Origin of the sequence: Methylobacterium endophyticum, from assembly GCF_050591105.1 — a bacterium.
Classification (GTDB): domain Bacteria; phylum Pseudomonadota; class Alphaproteobacteria; order Rhizobiales; family Beijerinckiaceae; genus Methylobacterium.
Window position 1 is genome coordinate 212,920 of the sequence record NZ_JBNHES010000002.1, and the last position, 18,473, is coordinate 231,392.

The window sequence follows — 18,473 nt, forward strand, 5'->3', positions numbered from 1 at the left end:
ATGCAAATTTGCAGCTTACGACAATCTGCTCACGTCCTGGGCATGTGATGATCGCGAACCCGCTCACCGCCTTCGATTGGACGAGTCTGCACACCTTCCTCGTGGTCGCTCGCGGCGGCGGCAGCGCCACTCGGGCGTCCGAGATGCTGCGCGTCGATGCCACCACGGTCCGGCGGCGGGTCGCGTCGCTGGAGGACGCGCTCGGCCTCAGCCTCTTCGTGCGGTCCGGGCGGGTCTCGCAGCTCAGCGGGGACGGCGAACGCATCTTCGCCATCGTCTCGCAGATGGAAGAGCTCAGCCGTGCCATCTCCCGTGACGTGACGGATGCGTCACGCGATCTGGTCGGCGTCGTCCGCGTCTCGACGATGGAGGGCTTCGGAAGCTACTTTCTGGCCCCGCGCCTGAACGAGTTCATCCAACAATATCCCGGCTTGTCGATCCAACTGGTCGCGTCCCAGACGATCCTGAACCTGTCGGAGCGGGAAGCCGACATCTCGCTCAACATGGTTCGGCCGCGGCGAGGACGCCTGATTGTGCGCCGAGCGGGCTATTTCGGCGTCGGGCTTTACGGATCGCCCGCGTATCTCGAGCGCGCCGGCGTGCCGTCGGTTCTGGCGGACCTCCGGTCGCACGAGTTCGTGACGTATGTCGACGAACTGATCTCCGTACCCCATGTCCGCTGGCTCCCCGACATCATCGCCGATCCCAGATCCCGCTTCGCCTGCACGAGCCTCGTCGCGCAGTACGAGGCCACCGTCGAGGGAGCGGGACTGGCCATGCTCCCGACCTTCATGGCACGGCGGCGCGGGGGGCTGGTCAGGGTGATGCCGACGCAGATCGATCTCGTCCGCGACTGGTGGCTGGTGGTGCACGCGGATCTCCAGAACGTGCCCCGCATCCGGGCCGCCATCACCTTCATCAACGACACCATGCGCCGCGACCAGGCGATACTGATGAGCGATCCGGCGGGGCAGACCAGCGAGTAGGCCGATATATCGCGCCTCGTCGTCGACCGGCGATTACCACGGGTGCGGGGCGGGTGCCGGTGCCGGCGGCTCCTGGGTCGATCCCGGTATATCGCCGCCCCGGTACACATGCGGTCGGAGCGGGACGATCGGGGCGCCGATCCCGACGATGCCACCGCATCCGTTCACCCGCCGGTGCATCCGAGTTCACGGTCCGGGCACCGGCTGCCGCTACCTGCCGGAAGGGCCGTTATTCGTTGTTCTCGGAAGTCGGTCGATCGGCTTGGGACGTCCGGCGATCGAATCCCGCGTGCTCGGCCTCTCAAAACCCCTCCAGCGCGATCTTCCCGCGGGCACGCCCGCTTTCGATCAGCGCGTGAGCGCGCTTGAGGGTGGCGGCGTCGATCGGGCCGAGCGTCTCGGCCAGGGTCGTGCGGAGCGCGCCGGCATCGACGAGGCGGGAGACCTCGTTCAGGAGGCGACCCTGCTCCGCAAGGTCGGGGGTGCCGAACATCGAGCGCGTGAACATGAACTCCCAATGCACCGACACGCTCTTGCGCTTGAAGGGCATAATGTCGAGCGACGGCGGATCGTCGATCAGCGCGAAGCGGCCCTGTGGGGCGATCATCTCCACGATGTCGGCGAGGTGACGGATCGTGTTCGTGGTGGAGAAGACGAAAGCCGGTGCGCCCAGCCCCAGCGCCGCGACCTGAGGCGCCAGCGGCTTGGCATGGTTGACGATCATGTGCGCGCCGAGATCGGTCGCCCAGGCGGCGGTCTCAGGACGGGAGGCCGTGGCGATCACGGTGAGGTCCGTCAGCGTGCGGGCAAGCTGGATCGCGATCGAGCCGACGCCGCCGGCACCGCCCACGACGAGGATCGCCGGCGCGGCCCCCGGCACGGCGCGGCCTTTGACGTCGAGGCGGTCGAAAAGCGCCTCCCAGGCCGTGATGGCGGTCAGCGGCAGCGCCGCCGCCTGCGCCCAGCCGAGCGTCGCCGGCTTGCGCCCGACGATGCGCTCGTCGACCAGATGAAACTCGGCATAGCTCCCCGGCCGCGTGAGCGATCCGGCGTAGAAGACCTCGTCGCCGGGCTCGAACCCCGTCACCTCCGCCCCGGTCGCGGCCACGATGCCGGCGGCATCCCAGCCGGGCACCTTCCAGGCCTCGCCGTCCGGCTTCGCGTTGGCGCGGACCTTGGTGTCCACCGGGTTGACCGAGATGGCCTTCACTTGGACCAGCAGATCGCGCGGGCCCGCCGTCGGCACGGGCAGATCCAGATCGACCAGTGAATCCGGGCGGTCGATACGGCCCGGCACGGAATAGCCAACGGCTTTCATGCGACGTTCTCCTTCACGATCTTGTCGTCGAGCTCACTGACTCGAACGTTGCCGAGATGGAGCCGGGACAACTCGTCGAGCGCGGCCCCCCCGATCCGCTCTTCCGCGTCGCGGCGCACCAGCAACGTCGCATGGTCGACGCCACCGAGAAGACCCAGGGGTTCCTCCAGCGCCCGTATGCGGTACCGGGCATGGAGGAATTGCGGATGCCACAGCGGCACGACGATCCAGCGGCCCTCGCGCACCGCGTCCTCGAAGCGGTCGAAGCAATCCGCCTCGGTTCCGCTGCGGAAGTGATAACCGGCGTCAGCCAGGCCGTAGCGCTCGACGATCGCAGCGGAGAAGCGGCTGATGCCGGCGCCCGGATTGATTCCCTGGATCAGGCGCTCCATTCGCTCGGAGGCGGGCGACTTGAGGAGATCCGCGACGCTCGCCACGGCTTCCTCCGGGACATGCTCGGGCACACCCCAGATGCAGTAGGGCTCGTAGAGGATCGTTACCTTGCGGACCCGGTCCTCGATCGGAGCGAGATACCGTCCGTGGCTCGACGGCAACCAGGCCGACACGAGCATGTCGACATCGCCGGCGCCCAACCGCCGGAACATCTCCTCGTGCGAGGCGGCGGAACGCTCGACGCCGTGACCATGCGCTTCCAGCACCTGCTCGACTTGCCGTGCGCTGGCGTCGTGGAAGCTGAGCGCGATATGTCCCACGCGGATCGGGGTATCGGGGTGCAAGGGGAAGACTCCCGCTCGATTCGGACCGTCTCGTCCCGCAACGAGTTAAGCCCTGGCGTATTCTTCGCAAGAACGCACATAAAGCGCATATAGTACCCAAAAGGATACCGCTCGTGCCCCGCACCCGCCACGATCGTTTCGATTGCAGCCCCGGATGTCCGGTGGAGGCCACGCTCGTGCTGATCGGCGGCAAGTGGAAAGGCATCGTGCTCTGGCACCTGCTTCAGGGCACGCTGCGCTTCAACGAGATCCGCCGCCGCCTGCCGAACGTCACCCAGCGGATGCTGACCAATCAGCTCCGGGAGCTGGAAAGCGACGGGTTCGTCATCCGCACCGTCTATCCGGAGGTCCCGCCGAAGGTGGAATACAGCCTGTCCGAACGCGGCCGCAGCCTCGAGCCGGTGATCCTGGCCCTCAAGGCATGGGGCGAGGCCCATGTCCTCGAGTCCGGTTCGCGGAAAGCCGACGAGGCTGCGTGAGGCACGCGGCGGCCGAGCGATACGGAACCGCCCGCCACGCGGACGAAGGCGGCCTCGATCCGTTTCCTTTCCGTCACCCAACTGGAGGACCGCGGAGAAATCCCGTTCGCCGGTCCGGCTGTCACAGTGGTGAGGCAGGCGGGCTGTAACGGCTCCGGGCGCTTCCGGGATCCCGAGCGGTCCGCTTCGTGCTCGGCCCGCCCTCGGCGGCGCCGTCGATCCGAGATCGCTCGCATCGCGCATCTTGCAGGAGCCCGTTCCGGCCACATGACCCAGCTTCTCAGCGATCCTCCCGCGCTGCCGGGCCTGCTCTGGGCCATGCGTTTCGACGAGAGCGGCAGCGGCCGCCTCGTCGAGCACGGCGAGGAGATCCCCCTGCCGGGCACCTTCGGCGAAGGCTTCTTCTGGCTGCATTTCAACCTGAACGACGCGCGGCTCATGGAGATGGTGGCGGAGGGGCGGCTCGGGCCCAAGGCGCTCGCGGCGGCCGCTTTCGCCCCCGATCCGCACCAGCGCATCACCGTCGAGGACGGCTATGTCGGCGGGGTGGTGGCCGATCTCGTGCGCGACTTCTGCGAGAGCGCCAACGCCGACGCGGGCGGCCGGCTGCATTTCGTCATGGGGCCGAGCTTCCTCGCCAGCGGCCGGCGCCATCCCATCCTCGCCCCGGAAGCGGCGCGCGAGGCGGCAGCCGAGGGCCGCAGCATCGCCGAGCCGATCGTGCTGCTGGAGGCTCTCGTCGGCCATGTCGTCGCGGCGATGTCCGCGACCGGCGGCCGCCTCGCCGACGAGCTCGACGCCATCGAGGACCACATCCTCGACGAGCGGCTGCGCGACGACCGCCGCCGCCTCGGCCCGATCCGCCGCGACGCCGTGCGGCTGCACCGGCAGCTCCTCGGGCTGCGCGCCGTGTTTCATCGTCTGGAGGCTGACGGCGAGGACGAGGGGCTGTCACCCACGGCGCTCGCCACGGCGGCGCGGATCGCGCAGCGGCTCGACGCGCTCGACCGCGATATGATCGTGCTCGCCGACCGCAGCCGCCTGATGCAGGAGGAGCTGTCGGCAAACCTCGCCCAGCAGTCGAACCGGCAGCTCTACACGCTCTCCGTGCTGACCGCCCTGTTCCTGCCGCCGACCCTGATCACGGGGTTGTTCGGCATGAACACCAAGGGGCTGCCGCTCGCCGACAACGAGGCCGGCTCGAACATCGCCATCGCGGTCGCCGTGATTTCGGCGGTCCTCGTCTTCGTGGTGATCCGCGTGCTCGGCATCCGGGCGCCCAAGGACTGAGACCGGCGCGCCTTCGGACCGACGCGATCGGTCCGAAGGCGGCGCGGCGCCTGGGCCTTCAGTAGTTGACGGTCGCGCGCAGCCCGAACACGGCGGCGTTGCGGATGCGGCGCCCGGCATCGTCGGCGATGCCGCCGCCGGGGCGGAAGACGTACTGGAAATCCGGCTGCACGGTCAGGCCGGGGACCACCTCGGCCTGATAGGTCGCCTCGATCACGGTCTCGCTGCTGCGGATCGGCCCGGTCCCCTGCCCCAGCATCAGGGTGTCGCGATCGTAGGCGCGCGCGGCCGGGCCGATGCGCGAATGGATCACGCCCACCGCCGCCGTGTCGTTCGGCCGCCCCGGCAGCAGCCCCTTGTAGGCGATGCCGGCATCCACGTAGAGGTCGATCAGGTTGCGGTCGCCCGGCACGCTGGAGAAGCGCAGGAAGGCGCTGGCACCTTCGCTCGGGCTGTCCGGCTCGCGATAGATGGTCTGGTCGAGGATCGCGTAGAGGCCGTGGTCGCCGCGAAACCGCCGGGCGATGCCGCTCGCCGCCGGATCGGCCAGCAGGCGGCCCTGGACGCTGTCGAAGCGGGGGCTGTCGAAGCGGCCGAAATGCCCCCAGGCGCCCAGCGTCGCGGTTCCCGGCAGGCCGGTCGCGCCGGACTGGTGATTGTAGGCGTAGGCGACCTCCGCGATCACCAGGGCCGGATCGTCGACCCGGAAGCTGGTGCCGTGGCGGTTGCGCCGCTGCGGATCGGTGTCGTCACCCTGCGCCGGCACTCCCGCCGGGTCGCCGTTGAAGATCCCGGCCTGGAAGGAGAGGCTGTCGGTGGGCACGTATTTCACGCGCACGGCCGGCGTCGCCAGCGGATAGATCGGGCCGCCGCTCGGCAGCACCACGGCGCCGATATTGGGCCAGCCGAAGCCTGCGTTGAGGAACACCACGGCCGACTGCGCGATGGCGAACTCGGTATCGGCGGAGACCTGCCCGACCTTCACGGAGAGACGGTCGTCGAGGAAGCGCTGCTCGATCCAGAGCTCGAACAGCCGGGTGGCCGGCAGGGCCTCGATGCCGCTGATCGTGGTCAGGTTGTCCACGTAGCGCCGGGACATGCCGTGCCCGTGGATCTGGAAGAAATCCGTATGGAAGCGGGCGCCGGTCCAGCCGGCGAACTGTTCGAGATCGATGTCGAGCGAGGTGTCGAGGCGGCCGCCATAGGTCGCGCCCCGGCGCAGGCCCCCATGCACGTTGCCGAGCCCCTCGCCGATATAGGTCACGACATAGGTGATGCCGCGCTGCGCGAGATAGGCGCGCAGCCCGAACGGGTCGCCGTAGGGGCCGAGCGAGGACTGGATCGAGCCGCCGATGGTGACGGAGACCTGATCCGAGGTCTGCGACTGGGCGACGGCGGTCTGGGGATCGCCGCCGGCGCCGGTCGAGGGCGGCAGCGAGGCGAAGAAGCTCGGCGCCGCCCCGACCGGGAGGGTCAGGGATTGCCCGAGCGCCGGCAGGGCGCTCGCTTGCAGGAGAAGGGCCGCGCCGAGGACGGCGCGCCGCAGGCTGTTCGGATGCGGCACGCCGATCCCTCTCCCTCGCGGCGCTTCAGAAGAGCGCCGGCACGTACATCTCCGGCGGAACCGGATGACGGGCGTAGTCGTCGTGCCGCATCCGCTCCGGCAGGTGCACGGCCGGATGCTCGACGTCGCCATAGGGGATCTGCTTCAGCAGGTGGCTGATGCAGTTGAGGCGGGCGCGCTTCTTGTCGACGGCCTCCACCACCCACCAGGGCGCCTCGGGGATGTGGGTGCGGGCGAGCATGTCCTCCTTGGCGCGGGTGTAGTCCTCCCAGCGGCGGCGCGATTCCACGTCCATGGGGCTGAGCTTCCACTGCTTCAGCGGATCGTGGATGCGCATGTTGAAGCGGAATTCCTGCTCCTCGTCGGTGATCGAGAACCAGTATTTCAGCAGCACGATGCCGGAGCGGACCAGCATCCGCTCGAACTCGGGCACGGAGCGGAAGAACTCCTCCACGTCGGCCTCGGTGCAGAAGCCCATCACCCGCTCGACGCCGGGGCGGTTGTACCAAGAGCGGTCGAACAGCACGATCTCGCCGGCGGCCGGCAGATGCGCCGCGTAGCGCTGGAAATACCACTGTGTGCGCTCGCGCTCGTTCGGCGCCGGCAGCGCCGCTACCCGGCAGACGCGGGGGTTGAGACGCTGCGTGATGCGCTTGATGACGCCGCCCTTGCCGGCGGAATCGCGCCCCTCGAAGATCACGACCACGCGCAGCTTCTGCGCCTGCACCCAGCTCTGGAGACGCACCAGCTCGTGCTGGAGGCGCAGCAGCTCGCGGAAATAGGTCTTGCGATCGAGCCCGGCCTCACGTCCGGCCGCCGCATGTTCGAGGGCGAGGCGCTCGAGACGCTCCTCCTCCATCTCCATCTCCAGCTCCTCGTCGAAGCTGTCCATGAGATCGCGCCGGATCGCCTCCACCGCCGCCCCGTGCCCGTCCGCGCCTTGCCCGTCCATGTCCCGATCCGTGTTTTCCATTCGATCACGGCCCTTGGATCACAGCCATGTGACGGAGCTGAGAAGGCCGGTGCGGCGGCGGCGCCTGAGCGGTGCATAGCGAGGTTCGGGCCACAGGTCCGTCGCGGGAATGCCGCGCATGGCCGCCGGGGTCGGCCGCCGGCGGCCGATTCTTTTCCGACGATCCCGGCGCGGGGCTGATACACTCGCCCGCGCCTCGGCCGGAAGCCGCCAACGGCTCCGCACGCCAGCGAGGCGTCGCGTGGGCTGTCGGGTGCCATGATCCGTGCCGAGTTGCCGCCGCCGTCAACCCGCATCGTCGGCCGGCGCCGCCCATGACCGCCGCCGATCCCGCCTACCGCGTCCCCTTCCTCGACGGGCTCGACGACGCCGCCGCCACGGCGCTGCGGGGGCGGATGGAGCCCTGCGCCGTTCCCGGCGGCACCGTCCTGTTCCGGCAGGGGGATCGGGCGGACGGGCTCTACGTCATCGTCTCGGGCAGCGTCGGCGTGGCGAGCCGCGACCCGGACACGGGCGCCGTCCGCCGCATCGCCCGCCTGCGGCCGCCCGACACGGTCGGCGAGGTGGCGCTGCTCTCCGACGCCCCCCGCTCGGCCACGGCGACGGTCCTGCGCGACGCGCTGCTGCTGCGGCTCGGCAGGGCGTGCTTCGACGACCTCGCCATGCGCCATCCCGCCGCGATGCTGTATTTCGCGCGGCTCCTGGCCGACCGCCTGCGCTCCCTCGGCGGAGGGCGGCCGGTGATGCATGCGCCGATGACCTTCGCGGTGATCGCGGTCACGGGAGGCGTCGACGCGCGGGCCTTCGGGGCCACCCTGGCCGACGCGCTCGGCGGCCGCACCGGCTTCCTGCCGGACTGGCCGGACAACGCCGACGAGACCTGGTTCCATGCCTACGAGACCGGGCACGAGCGGGTCGTCTACGCCGCCGTCGACCCGGACTGCCCCTGGAGCCGGCTCTGCCTGCGCCGGGCGGACCATGTCCTGCTGCTCGCCGCCGCCGGGCAGCCGCCGCTGGAGAGGTCGGGGGAACTCGATCTCGACTCTCCCGATGGCTGGCGCCGCTGCGACCTCGTCGTCGCGCAGGAGGCCTCCGCCCATGGCGCGAGACCGGCCGCTCCCGGCATCGACGCCCTGCCCGTCGCCATGCGCCATCAGGTGCGGATCGGGCGTGCCGCCGACCATGCGCGTCTCGCGCGGCTGGTGAGCGGCCGGGCGCGGGGGCTGGTGCTCAGCGGCGGCGGCGCGCGGGGCTTCGCGCATATCGGCGTGCTGCGGGCGCTGGAGGAGGCGGGCCATCCGGTGGATTTCGTCGGCGGCACCAGTATCGGCGCGGTGGTCGGGGCGAGCGTCGCCATGGGCTGGAGCGCCGACGAGATCAGCGGCCATGTGTTCGACGCCTTCGTGTCGAGCTCACCCATCAACGATTACACCCTGCCCGTCCTCTCCCTGACGCGGGGGACCAAGGTGGACGAGCGCCTGCGCCGCCATTTCGGCGAGGTCCGGGTCGAGGGCCTGTGGCTGCCCTTCCTGTGCGTCTCCGCCAACCTCACCACCGGCGCCGCCATGGTCCATCGCGAGGGCGATCTCGCGACGGCCTTGCGGGCCAGCATCGCCATTCCCGGCCTGCTGCCTCCGGTGATGGCGGAGGAAGGCGTGCTCGTGGATGGCGGCACCATGAACAACCTCCCCGCCGACCTGCTGGCCGGGCAGGAGCGCGGCCCGGTGCTCGCCGTGGATGTCGGTAGCGATCTCGCTTTCGAGCGGATGCCGATGCGCTCCTGGCAGGGGCGTGTGGTGCGCCGCCTGCTCGGCGCATCGGAGGCGACGCCGGGCATCGCGCAGCTTCTGCTGCGGGCCGCCACGGTGTCGAGCGACGCGCAGGCGGCGATGTCGCGAGAGCACGCGACGGCGGTGATGCGCCCGCCGCTCGCCGGCATCGACCTGAGGGACTGGCGCTCCTGGGAGCGCATCGCCGGCATCGGCTACCGCCACGCCGTCGAACGCATCGAGGCCGGCACGCTCCGGGCCTGGAGCGAGGGCTCCTGACCGTTATGCGGTGGCCAGTCGATGGGGCCGACCACGCGCGTCTTCCCTCCCCCCTCTGCGGGGGAGGGTGGCCCTCGCGTCAACGAGGGTCGGGAGAGGGGAACGCCCTCTCCGGCAACGTCGCTCCCCTCTCCCGACCCGCTTCGCGGGCCACCCTCTCCCGCGGAGGGGAGAGGGAAACGCGGGAACGCCGAGCGCATCGACCTGAAATGGTGTCAGAGCCGCATCCGCTCCGGCATCGCGACTACCGGATGCCCGCGATGCCGATCTCCAGTTGCTCCGGGCCGCGCAGGGAGGCGCCGGGACGATAGGGCGGGTCCTGAATCAGGCGCGGCGAGACCATCCGCCGGCAGAGCGCTACCAGGGCGATCTCCGCCTCGATCCGGGCCAGCGGGGCGCCCATGCAGTAATGCAGGCCGCCGCCGAAGCCGAAATGCTCGTTGCCGCTCCGGTCCGGGTCGAAGCGGTCGGGATCGGTGAAGCGCGCCGGGTCGCGGCTGCCGGCGGCGAAGAGCAGCACCACGTTCGCGTCCTTCGGGATGGTGGTGCCGCCGATCTCGATGTCGCCCAACGCCCGGCGCGTCCGGAAATGCACCGGCGGATCGTAGCGCAGCACCTCCTCGATGAGTCGCGGGGCGCGCTCCGGGTCGGCCTTCAGCCGCTCCAGCTCGTCGGGATGTCGCAGCAGGGTGAGCATGCCGTTGGTGATGAGGTTCACGGTGGTCTCGTGGCCGGCGACCAGCAGCAGGATCGCCGTCGAGATCAGGTCGAACTCGCCCATGCCGGAGCCGTTGGCGCCCTTGGCGTGGATGATGCCGCTCAGCATGTCGTCGGTGGGATGACGGCGCTTCTCCTTGATGAGCGCGCGCATGTAGGCGGAGATGGCGTCGAAGGCGGCGACGATCGCCGCGCGGCTCTCCTCGCCGTGGCGCACGTCCGGCTCGAGGGCGGTGGCGAGCTGCGTCGCCCAGGCCTGGAACTGCGGCTCGTCCTCCTCCGGCACGCCGATCAGGTCGCAGATCACCGCCACCGGCAGCGGATAGGAGAAGTCGCTCACGAGGCAGATCCTGTCGCGGCCGCGCAGCCTGTCGAGCAGGTCGTCCACGAGGCGCGCGACGCTTGCGTGCTGCGCCCGCACGCGCGCCACCGTGAACTGCTCCATGACGAAGGCGCGCAGGGAATCGTGATCCGGCGGGTCGCGGAAGATCAGCGGCCGGTGGGTGTTGGTGATGTGGTTCTTGATCGGGTTGAGGATCCAGTCCTTCAGCGGGTTGCCGGTATGCGGGCGGTGCGAGGGCGGCAGGTCCTCGGAGCTGAGGCGCGGGTCGAAGAGCAGTCCGCGGATCGCCGCGTGGGTGCTCACCACGTATTTGCCGTCGGCCTGGCGCGAGACCGGCGTCTCCCGCAGCTTCGCGTAGAGCGGATACGGGTTCGCGCGGTTCGCCTGCTCCGTCGCCTGCGCGAACAGGGTGTCGTCGGCCATGGCGCTCACTCCTTCGCGGTCGCGCGCGGCGGCGGGAAGCCGGGCGGCGGGGTCTCGATGCGCGGCTGGTCGGTGGCGTCGAGGATCGGCGGGAACGGCGCGCCGGCAGCGATTCGTTCCGCATAGGAGGGCAGCCAGCGGGCCTGATCGAAGGACACCGCCGCGATGGTCCTCCCGGCACGTCCGTAGACCGCGAGGAAGCGGCCCGAGGCGCGCGAGCCCTGGACCACGGCGAGGCTGTCGGCGCCATCCGCCAGCCCCACGGCCTTGACGTTCACGCCGAACTGGCTCGACCAGAAGGCCGGCAGATGGGCGTAGGCGACCTGCTCGCCCGGTCCGGAGAGCATGTTGCGCGCGGCCTGTCCCGCCTGCTCGACGGCGTTGCCCCAATGCTCCAGCGCGACGAGCCGGCCGCCATAGAGGGGGATCGGCCAGCGCGCCACGTCCCCGGCGGCATAGATGCCCTCGGCCGGCGTCCCGTCCCGCGTGAGCACGCGGCAGGCGCCGTCGGTGGTGATGCCGCCGGCATCGGCGAGCAATCCGCTCCCGGCGAGCCAGCCGGTGTCGCGCACCGCGCCGAGCGCCGCGATCACCACGTCCGCCTCGACCGTGCCGCCGTCCGAGAGCCGGGCGCGCCGCACATGGCCCTCCGCGTCGCTTTCGAGGGCGCTCACCTTGGTGCCGGGCCGGACATCGACGCCCGCCGCCGTCATCCGACTGGCGATCAGGCCGCCCACGACGGTGCCGAGCACGCGGGCGAGCGGCGTCGGGTTCGGATCGACGAGGGTGACGGCAAGGCCGAGGTCGCGGCAGCAGGAGGCGGCCTCGCAGCCGATGAAGCCCGCCCCGACGACGAGCACGCGCCTCGGTCCCGCCGCCAGCGCCTCGCGCAACGCCGCCGCGTCGTCCCGGCCGCGAACGGTGAAGACGCCGCGCAGCCGCGCGCCCTCCCCGTCCGGCCAGGGCCTGGCCCGCGCACCCGTCGCGATGAGCAGCTTGTCGTAGGGGACCGCCGTTCCGTCCGCGAGGCGGATCGCGCGGGCGGCCCGGTCGAGCCCCGTCGCGGCCTGCCCGAGCCGCCACGTCGCCTTCAGCGGCAGGAACCGGGGCAGAGCGGTGGCATCGGCCGAAAGCTCGCCCGCCAGCACATGCTTCGACAGCGGAGGACGGTCGTAGGGAGCGTAGGGCTCGTCGCCGACGATCGTCAGGGGGCCGTCATAGCCGCCCGCGCGCAGGGCCTCCGCCCCCCGCAGGCCGGCGAGCGAGGCGCCGACGACGACATGCCCGCGCGGTTCGGACGCCGCGCTCACGGCTCGGCCCGCTCGTCGGCGTCGGGCGCGTCGATGCTGATCGCGCGCACGGGGCAGGCCTGGACGGCCCGCTCGATCTCCCCGCGCCGCTCGTCGGGGGGCGCCGGGTCGTAGAACAGGATTTCATGGCCGCGCAGGGTGAAATGGTCGGGCGCGGCGTAGCAGCACTGCGCGTAGCCCTGGCAGCGGTTGAGATCGACGACGACGCGCAAGGCGCTGACCCTTCCGTGAGAGGTTTCGGTCCGAGGCGGGATCCGCCGTCACATCCCGATATGCGGACCGTGCCGGTCCTCGGGCTGCGGAAGCAGGTTCGGGACCGAGCGCGCGGGCAACCCCGTCAGTACGACGAGCAGCAGCGTCGCCGCCGATGCCGCCATCCATGCGGCGGGACCGGCCCGGCGCGAGCCCGGACGGAGCGCGGCGCGCGGGCCGGGTGCAGTGCGGCGTGCGAGGTGTGAATCCATGGCGGTCATGCTCGGCTCGATCTCGGCGGCAGGTAGGGGCACCGGCCCGCATGGCCAGGGCAACGCCGTCCATTCGGCTCGCGGGCCGGGAGGTTACGGAGCCGGCCATGCGAGACGCGCATGGCGGCCGCGCCGTAACGCTCCATATCGCAGTGCGAAACAGACAGGCCCTTCCCGACGCCGGATGCGGCCCGCCGATCGACCGGAGATTGTCCGATGAAGCTGCTCTTCGCCGCCACGCCGCTGACCGGGCATCTCAACCCGCTGCTCGCCATTGCGCGGCTCGCGGCAGAGCGCGGCGACGACATCGTCATGACCTGCACGGAGCCCTTCCGCGCCAGGATCGAGAAGGCCGGCTTCCGGTTCCTGCCCTATGTCTCGAAGGGGAACCCGGAATACCGCGACACCGACCTGCCGGCCGGCCCGGAGCGCTACCGTCACGAGTTCGAGCGCCGCTTCCTCGACGGCATGCCGGACCAGGCGCAGACCCTGCGCGACCTGATCGCGGCCGAGCGGCCGGACGCGATCGTCGCGGGGAGCCTGTTCCTGGGTGTTCTGCCCCTGCTTCTCGGGGACGGTGAGCGGCCCCCGATCGTCTTGTGCAACGTGAGCTTCCTCTTCCACGACAGGCCGGACCATGCCCCGGTCGGCTTCGGCCTGCCGCCGGCCGCCGATGCGGCCGAGGGCGAGCGCTATGCGGCAATGGCGGCGCAGGTCGACGCGGGCTTCACGAATCCGGTGCGGGCCTATGCCGACGCCCTGCTGGCGAAGGAGGGCCTGCCGGGACTGCCGGCCTCCCTGCCCCACTCCATCGTGATCCTGCCGGACGCCTTCGCGCAGTTCACCGTCCCGTCCTTCGAGTACGATTACGGCGCGCTGCCGCCGCATGTGCGCTTCGTCGGCGCGCTGCCGCCGCCCGTCGGAACCATGCCGCTGCCGGAGTGGTGGGACGAGATCGACGGCCACCGCCGCGTCGTGCTCGTCACCCAGGGCACGCTTGCCAACCAGAACTTCGACGAGCTGATCGAGCCGACCCTGAGCGCCCTCGCCGACCGGGACGATCTCCTCGTCATCGCCACCACAGGGGGCCGTCCGTTGGAATCGCTGCGGGCGCCCCTGCCGCGAAACGCGCGGGTCTCGACCTTCCTGCCCTTCGGCGACCTGCTGCCCAAGGTCGACGTCTTCGTCACCAACGGCGGCTACGGCAGCGTGTCGATGGCGCTGGAGGCCGGCGTGCCCATCGTCTCGGCCGGCGTCACCGAGGACAAGGCCGAGATCGGCGCCCGCATCGCCTGGGCCGGTGTGGGGCTGAACCTCGCCGCCAGCGAGCCGACCCGCGAGGCCCTGCACGAGACCATCGCCACCGTGCTCGACGAGCCGCGCTTCCGCGAACGCGCCGCCGAGATGGCACGGGAGTTCGCGCGCTACGACACGCGGCGAGAAATCCTCGGCTTGATCGACGGCGTGCGCCCCCGCAAAACCGGCTGACGCGCCTCGCCTGATCCCCGCCTGCGGAACCGGAAGGTCGATCCTTCCCTCTCCCGCGCGACGAGGGGACGCGAAGGATGTATTTCCGTTGTGCTCCGCGACACTCTAAAAGGCGCCTTTCGCACGGCTCGGAGTGCCCGGACTTCATGGCGAGGACGATGTTCAGACTGCCCGGTACGCGCGGAATCCGCGGCAGCGTCGACATCGTGACCGCGACGCATATCGACGGCTGGGTGATGAACCGCGCCTGTCCGCAGAAGCGAACCGGGGTCGAACTGCGGGTGGGCGAGCGCACGGTCGCATCGGGCCTGGCCGACCGGTTTCGCTCCGACCTTCTCGCCATCGGACTCGGCGACGGTCGCTACGGCTTCCAGATCGCGATCCCGCCGAGCCTGTCCGACACCGATCGACAGGCGGTTCGCGTCATCGAGATCGTCACCGGACACGACTTGTCGAGCACGCCCCTGGCCGTGCCCGGCTTGAGCCTGCCCGTGGCCGAAGAGACCTCGGACCCCGCGCCGGCCCCCACGCCGGAGGACGAGCACGAGGACCTCTGCGCGTCTCTGCTCGACAGGGACTACTACGCCGCCCAGCTCGCCGACCGGGGCGAGGTGGCGGAAGGCGACTTCGTCTCGCATTACCGGACGACGGGGTGGAAGGACGGCCTCAACCCGCATCCGCTGTTCGACACGGCCTATTATCTGGCGGCCGGCCCCGAGGAGGTCGACGGCGACCCCCTTTTGCATTTCGCGACCACGGGACAGGTCAGCTATCGGCCGACCCATCCGCAACTCGACATCGCCTATTATCACGCCCGCCGGCCGGACGTTCTGGCCGCCGGCCTGCACCCGCTGGTGCATTACATCCGTCACGGACAGGCGGAGAAGGTGCCGACATCGCCCCCGGCCGCCGAGGAGGTCTCAAACGGCGAAGCGGACACTGGGCCGGAGGACGAGCACGAGGACCTCTACGCGTCGCTTCTCGATACGGACTACTACGCCGCGCAACTCGCCGACCGGGGTTGGGTCGTGACGGAAGGCGACTTCGTTTCGCATTACCGGACGACGGGATGGAAAGAGGGCCTCAACCCCCATCCGCTCTTCGACACGGCCCATTATCTGGCGGCCGGACCCGAGGAGGTCGACGGCGATCCTTTCTTGCATTTCGCGACCACGGGACAGGTCAGCTATCGGCCGACCCATCCGCAGCTCGACATCGCCTATTACCACGCTCGCCGGCCGGACGTTCTGGCTGCCGGCCTGCACCCGCTGGTCCATTACATCCGTCACGGACAGGCGGAGAAGGTGCCGACATCACCCCCGGCCGTCGCCGAAGAGACCCCGAACGGCGAACCGGACATCGTGCCGGGCCCGGATCACGCGGATTTCTACGCGTCGCTGCTCGACAAGGACTACTACGCCGCGCAACTCGCCGACCGGGGTTGGGTCGTGGCGGAAGACGACTTCGTCTCGCATTACCGGACGACGGGGTGGAAAGAGGGCCTCAACCCCCATCCGCTCTTCGACACGGCCCATTATCTGGCGGCCGGACCCGAGGAGGTCGACGGCGATCCCCTGTTGCATTTCGCGACCACGGGCCAGGTCCGCTATCGGCCGACCCATCCGCAGCTCGACATCGCCTATTACCACGCCCGCCGGCCGGACGTTCTGGCCGCCGGCCTGCACCCGCTGGTGCATTACATTCGTTACGGGCGCGCGGAGCACACCCCGACATCGCCCCCGGACGTCTTGCCGGGCTCGGAGCACGCGGATTTCTACGCGTCGCTGCTCGATACGGACTACTACGCGGTTCAGCTCGCCGACCGGGGCTGGGTCGTAGCCGAAGGCGATTTCGTCTCGCATTACCGGACGACGGGGTGGAAGGAGGGGCTCAACCCGCATCCGCTCTTCGACACGGCCTATTATCTGGCGGCCGGCCCCGAGGATGTCGCCGTCGATCCTCTTTGGCATTTCGCGACGACGGGACAGTATCGCTACCGCCCTACCCATCCTCTGCTCGACATCGCCTATTATCACGACCTCCGGCCGGACGTTCTGGCGGTCGGCCTGCACCCGCTGGCGCATTACATTCGTTTCGGGCACCTGGAGAACGTGCCGACATCGCCCCTCTTCGATGTGGGCTATTACAACAATCAGTTCGTGCGCCCGGACAGCCAAGCCGGCACACCGACCACGCCGGTTCTGCACTACCTCTCCTTCGGCTGGCGCGAAGGCCGGAAACCGCACCGAAGCTTCGATCCGGCACTGTTCCGCCGACTGGCGGAACTCGATCCGAAGGTCGACCCCTATACCGCCTTCCTGTCCGGGCTGATGGCTCGGCAGGCGCAGAAGGCCGAGCCGGCGACGCCGCGATACTCGTTCGTCATCCTGAACCTCAACAAGACCCTCCTGACGCTCCAGTGCCTCCATTTCCTGGCGCTGCACACGGACATGGCCCGCTCGGAGGTCGTGGTCGTCGACAACGGCAGCAACTGGGACGAGTTCTCGGTCCTGTGCCGATACGCGGCCGGCGCCCGCATCGTCCGCTCGGACCGCAACGTCGGGTTCGGCGAGGGCAACAATCTCGGTGTCGAGGTGGCGCGCGGCGAATACCTCGTGTTCCTCAACAACGACGCCTTCGTCACCGAAGGCTGGCTCGAGCCGCTGATCGACGCGATCGAGTCCGATCCGGAGATCGGCGCGGCGGGGCCGAAGTTCCTCTATGCCGACGGCAGGCTCCAGGAGGCGGGGGCCACCATCAGCCCCTGCGGCACGCCGGTGCAGCGCGGCAAGGGGTTGAACCCCCGAGACCCGCTCTTCAACGAGCCGATGATCGTCGATTACTGCTCGGCGGCGACCCTCGCCATGCGCGCGGAGAGCTTCCGGCGCGTGCTCGGCTACGATCTGTGCTGGGATCCGGCCTATTACGAGGATGTCGATCTCTGCATGAAGCTGCGCCTCGTCGGCGAGCGCACGGTCTATGTCCCGACCTCCGAGGTGATCCACCTGGAGCACCAGACGGCGGGAGACCGGAATCTCGGGCTGCGCATGGACGGCCTGACCCAGATCAACCGGGTGAAGTTCATCGCCCGGTGGAGCCGGTTCCTACAGGGCCGCTCCGATGGCAGCGTGGAGCGCAGGCTGCTGCCGGAATTCGCCGCCGCCCCGCCGCCGCCGAGGGCCGAGGTTCGGACCAAGCGGATCGGCCTGTTCTCGCCCTACCCGCTCACGCCGGGTGGCGGCGAGCGCTACCTGCTGTCGCTCGCGGCCGCTCTGCGCGAGGACTACGACTGCACGCTGCTGACGGCGGACCACTACAGCGCGATCCGTCTCGCGACCCTGGCCCGCGAGCTGGAGCTGCCCCTCGATCACGTCACCATCCGTCAGCGCAAGCACGCGCCCGCCGAGTTCTTCGACGTGTTCGTCTGCATGTCGAACGAGGTTCTGCCCGCCGTGCCGGGCATGGGACGCCTCAACATCTTCCTCTGCCAGTTTCCGTTCTCGATGCCGCCCGGCACCTATGCGCAGCACTGGGGCAACCTGCGCGGCTACGACGCGATGATGGTGTATTCGCGCTTCGTCGCCGAGCACGTCGACGAGGCGGCCGCGCGGCTCGGGCTGACGCTGCCGCCGGTCCATATCCTCTGCCCGGCGATCCCCCAGGTCTCGTCCCCTCAGCTTGCGTCCATGCCGGAGCGCGAGCGCGGGGCGGGCGAGCCGTTCCGCATCGTCAATGTCGGCCGCTTCACGCTCGGCGGCCACTGCAAGCGCCAGGACACCATGGTCGAGGCCTTCCGCGAGCTCGTCGCCGCGACGAGCCGGCCGGTCGAACTCCACCTCGCCGGGTCGCTGGGGGATGCGAGCGCGGACCGGGCCTACCTGACCTCGCTGCATCGGGCGGCCCAGGACCTGCCGGTGAGCTTCCACGTCAACGCGACGGCGGAGGAGATCCACGACCTCTACCGGGGCGCCTCGGTCTATTGGCACATGACCGGCGCCAAGGACGACGTGAAGCGCATGCCCGAGCGGTTCGAGCATTTCGGCATCACCGTCGGCGAGGCGATGAGCGCCGGGGCGATCCCGATCACCCTGCGCCACGGCGGCCCCGGCGAGATCATCCGCGACGGGCGCGACGGCTTCCTGGTGTCGGATGCGGAGGAGCTGCGCGACAAGACCCTGGCGCTCATGGACATTCGCGAGGAGGACGTCCGGGCCTTGCGGGACTCGGCCCGCGCGCGCTCCACGGATTTCTCGATGGACCGCTTCGCCGCGCATCTGCGCGCCATCATCGCCGAACCGCAGGTGCCGAAGATCGATCCGGCCCTGCGCTGAGG

General features: G+C 70.1%; 14 protein-coding genes. 6 read left to right on the forward strand and 8 right to left on the reverse strand.

The features are described from left to right. Nucleotides 1-47 precede the first annotated feature (47 nt). Entirely contained in the window at nt 48-986 is a 939-nt protein-coding gene (locus tag ACP56T_RS03550) for a LysR family transcriptional regulator (RefSeq protein ID WP_430910724.1), read from the forward strand. Nucleotides 987-1,287: 301 nt separating this feature from the next. Here ACP56T_RS03550 and ACP56T_RS03555 read toward each other — a convergent pair whose 3' ends face one another. Further along, nucleotides 1,288-2,304 carry a zinc-binding alcohol dehydrogenase family protein gene (locus ACP56T_RS03555; RefSeq protein ID WP_430910725.1) on the reverse strand — a complete coding sequence of 339 codons (1,017 nt, stop codon included), beginning with the start codon at nt 2,302-2,304 and terminating at the stop codon, nt 1,288-1,290. Beyond that, entirely contained in the window at nt 2,301-3,041 is a 741-nt protein-coding gene (locus ACP56T_RS03560; protein ID WP_430910726.1) for a glycine betaine ABC transporter substrate-binding protein, read from the reverse strand. Before ACP56T_RS03560 ends, ACP56T_RS03555 begins: the two co-directional genes overlap by 4 nt. 113 nt (nt 3,042-3,154) lie before the next feature. Here ACP56T_RS03560 and ACP56T_RS03565 point away from each other — a divergent pair, with 113 nt between their 5' ends. Further along, on the forward strand, nt 3,155-3,520 hold the full coding sequence (locus ACP56T_RS03565) for a winged helix-turn-helix transcriptional regulator (RefSeq protein WP_430910727.1): 366 nt from the start codon (nt 3,155-3,157) through the stop codon (nt 3,518-3,520). A gap of 267 nt (nt 3,521-3,787) precedes the next feature. Then, nucleotides 3,788-4,810 carry a CorA family divalent cation transporter gene (locus tag ACP56T_RS03570; RefSeq protein WP_430910728.1) on the forward strand — a complete coding sequence of 341 codons (1,023 nt, stop codon included), beginning with the start codon at nt 3,788-3,790 and terminating at the stop codon, nt 4,808-4,810. Nucleotides 4,811-4,868: 58 nt separating this feature from the next. On the opposite strand, the gene ACP56T_RS03575 is transcribed toward ACP56T_RS03570, so the two are convergent. Together ACP56T_RS03575 and ppk2 are read right to left on the reverse strand one after the other, a co-directional pair. Continuing rightward, on the reverse strand, nt 4,869-6,374 hold the full coding sequence (locus ACP56T_RS03575) for a carbohydrate porin (protein ID WP_430910729.1): 1,506 nt from the start codon (nt 6,372-6,374) through the stop codon (nt 4,869-4,871). Between the two features lie 25 nt (nt 6,375-6,399). Beyond that, on the reverse strand, nt 6,400-7,326 hold the full coding sequence (gene ppk2 / locus ACP56T_RS03580) for a polyphosphate kinase 2 (protein ID WP_430910730.1): 927 nt from the start codon (nt 7,324-7,326) through the stop codon (nt 6,400-6,402). A 335-nt stretch (nt 7,327-7,661) separates the two neighbouring features. Here ppk2 and ACP56T_RS03585 point away from each other — a divergent pair, with 335 nt between their 5' ends. After that, nucleotides 7,662-9,395: a patatin-like phospholipase family protein gene (locus tag ACP56T_RS03585; protein WP_430910731.1), complete on the forward strand. Its 1,734-nt coding sequence runs from the start codon at nt 7,662-7,664 to the stop codon at nt 9,393-9,395. 244 nt (nt 9,396-9,639) lie between these two features. Here the strand turns inward: ACP56T_RS03585 and ACP56T_RS03590 are convergent, their stop codons facing one another. The 4 genes from ACP56T_RS03590 to ACP56T_RS03605 are packed head-to-tail and all read right to left on the reverse strand — an operon-like array spanning nt 9,640 to nt 12,652. After that, nucleotides 9,640-10,878, reverse strand: a complete 1,239-nt coding sequence (locus ACP56T_RS03590; protein ID WP_430910732.1) for a cytochrome P450 — start codon at nt 10,876-10,878, stop codon at nt 9,640-9,642. Nucleotides 10,879-10,883: 5 nt separating this feature from the next. Beyond that, nucleotides 10,884-12,188 carry an NAD(P)/FAD-dependent oxidoreductase gene (locus tag ACP56T_RS03595; RefSeq protein ID WP_430910733.1) on the reverse strand — a complete coding sequence of 435 codons (1,305 nt, stop codon included), beginning with the start codon at nt 12,186-12,188 and terminating at the stop codon, nt 10,884-10,886. Next, entirely contained in the window at nt 12,185-12,400 is a 216-nt protein-coding gene (locus tag ACP56T_RS03600) for a ferredoxin (RefSeq protein ID WP_430910734.1), read from the reverse strand. Before ACP56T_RS03600 ends, ACP56T_RS03595 begins: the two co-directional genes overlap by 4 nt. A gap of 48 nt (nt 12,401-12,448) precedes the next feature. After that, nucleotides 12,449-12,652 carry a hypothetical protein gene (locus tag ACP56T_RS03605; RefSeq protein ID WP_430910735.1) on the reverse strand — a complete coding sequence of 68 codons (204 nt, stop codon included), beginning with the start codon at nt 12,650-12,652 and terminating at the stop codon, nt 12,449-12,451. A 216-nt stretch (nt 12,653-12,868) separates the two neighbouring features. On the opposite strand from ACP56T_RS03605, the gene ACP56T_RS03610 reads away from it, so the two are divergent. Further along, nucleotides 12,869-14,140: a glycosyltransferase gene (locus ACP56T_RS03610; RefSeq protein WP_430910736.1), complete on the forward strand. Its 1,272-nt coding sequence runs from the start codon at nt 12,869-12,871 to the stop codon at nt 14,138-14,140. 158 nt (nt 14,141-14,298) lie between these two features. Beyond that, nucleotides 14,299-18,471, forward strand: coding sequence for a glycosyltransferase (locus ACP56T_RS03615; protein ID WP_430910737.1), 4,173 nt, complete (start codon nt 14,299-14,301; stop codon nt 18,469-18,471). Nucleotides 18,472-18,473: the final 2 nt, after the last annotated feature.